Below are 1,811 nucleotides of genomic sequence, written 5' to 3'. Positions count from 1 at the left end.
CCCATGCCCCATGCCCCATGCCCAAAGGTATAGAGTTTTTCATCAGATATTGACCTCTTGTAACAGCCAAAAACCAGTAAAAGATTGTGCTTTGGGATCAGACTGTACGCCGATAAAATGTACTCCATTAGCATTTTGCTTGGCTTCTTCAAAACCTTTGGCTTCTGCTAGGGTTTGCGGATTTTTGATATTTGCCACAATCCAGCTTTCAGTAACACCAGTTTCCAAAAGCAATCTTGTCCCTTCACTTGTGTCAAATCTCATAAAAGCCAATTCCAGACCAGACATCCAGGCAGCTAAGGGCAACGCCCTAGATGAGAAAATCAAAATGCCAGGAATACGGGTTTCAGGTGATACTTGCGCCAACTCTAGGGGAAAGGCTTCACCAAAGCCAATTTCCCACTCTGGCATTTCTACGAAATCCGCAGCTTGTAAGCTGACAAATACCCATTGCTGTCCTTCCAAAGCATCTGGTAGACGTTGAGGTAAGGGTTTTTCTAAGCGTACGGAAGGACTAGTTCCTTCTTGATACCCTGGCTCTTGAGGATACACTTGCTCCATCCGCTTTTCTAGCCACTGATTGAGAACCAAAGTACGGCGGCTAAGCTGGGCGGGAATACCCAAGTCTTGGCAAGCTTTAGTAATCATGTTGTTCATTTGGCGGCGGAAAAAGCGGATTTTAATCGGCGTTTCTCCTGCTTTGGTAATTGCCTCTTGTAGCGCCGTTCGCAACCAGCCAGAATTTACCTGGGTACTGGGGCAATATTGAGCATAGCGAAACAAAGAATCTGTTTTTGTGCTGATATCCGCAGGACTCTCGCAGACTAAGACTTCCCAAACTTTTTTCTGATTTGCGTCCAGAATTGGACGAGAGTAAAAATCAATTTCCCAAATATTGCCCATATTTTGCAGTGAAAATCTGGCTGTTATATTTTCCTGATATTTTGATCATACGAGTGTTAGGGCAGCATGAAGAAATCGAGTAGACAGGAGCAAGGCGATCGCTCTTAGAGCGGTTTGTTGTCTCCATAATATAAATACAAGTGACAATCAGAGGTTTTATGTCCCTGACGCTTCAAGATTTAGAAGAAATACAGCAGCAGTACCCCGACTATCGCCTAGAACTAGTTAAGGGTAATATTATTGTCATGAGTCCATCAGGATACGAATCAGATGAGGTCGCAGCTGCAATGGTAGCCCAGTTACATAATTGGGTTAGACCACGCAAAATAGGACGAATAACAGCTTCCAGCGCAGGTTTCAGATTGCCCAACTCAGATTTACGCGCACCGGATGCATCATTTGTCTTAGCCGAACGCTTGCGTCGCAGTCCCAAGTCTTTTGCTCAATTGGCTCCTGATTTGACTGTAGAAGTGAAGTCCCCTAGCGATAATTTAGAAGATATTAGAGCTAAGATTCAAGAATTTTTGGCTTTGGGAACTAAGGTAGGAATTTTGCTTAATCCCGATGAGCGGATTGTGGAAGTTTACAATTTTGGACAAGATGCAATAATACTTCACGATGGAGATGTTCTAACTGTTCCCGAATTGCTTCCTGGGTGGGAAGTGCCAGTTGTAGATTTGTGGCCTTTAGAGTTTGACTAAGATAGTTGTAACAAGCTCTACAGAGGTAGATAGATGTAACTAGAAGATTATTTTGAGTTTTTAGATCCAGACGACATCCGTTTGAACCTCACACGACTGAAAGTCGCGTGATTCCTGCTTCAACGATCTCTGCCGGAATTACTTCTGGACTGACGAGTTCTCCACAGGCGTTTTTTATAACCTCCGGCGTACCGACGGCGGTTAATA

2 protein-coding genes are annotated in these 1,811 nt (G+C 44.0%); one reads left to right on the top strand and one right to left on the bottom strand.

Translation table 11 applies throughout. From position 1 onward, the window contains the following. Window positions 1-42: 42 nt before the first annotated feature. Entirely contained in the window at window positions 43-903 is an 861-nt protein-coding gene (locus tag IQ246_RS29510) for a Tab2/Atab2 family RNA-binding protein (protein ID WP_194006825.1), read from the bottom strand. Window positions 904-1,061: 158 nt separating this feature from the next. Between IQ246_RS29510 and IQ246_RS29505 the strand changes: the two genes are divergently transcribed. Further along, window positions 1,062-1,604 (top strand): Uma2 family endonuclease, encoded by a 543-nt coding sequence (locus IQ246_RS29505; protein WP_194006824.1) that lies wholly within the window; start codon window positions 1,062-1,064, stop codon window positions 1,602-1,604. Window positions 1,605-1,811: the final 207 nt, after the last annotated feature.

The organism is aff. Roholtiella sp. LEGE 12411 (assembly GCF_015206995.1).
Lineage (GTDB): Bacteria > Cyanobacteriota > Cyanobacteriia > Cyanobacteriales > Nostocaceae > Komarekiella.
This window is presented reverse-complemented; position numbering and strand designations above follow the sequence as displayed.

Excerpts from the sequence above, each read along its gene's own strand:
- IQ246_RS29510 (WP_194006825.1), bottom strand. The coding sequence starts at position 903 with ATGGGCAATATTTGGGAAATTGATTTTTACTCTCGTCCAATTCTGGAC.
- IQ246_RS29505 (WP_194006824.1), top strand. The coding sequence starts at position 1,062 with ATGTCCCTGACGCTTCAAGATTTAGAAGAAATACAGCAGCAGTACCCC.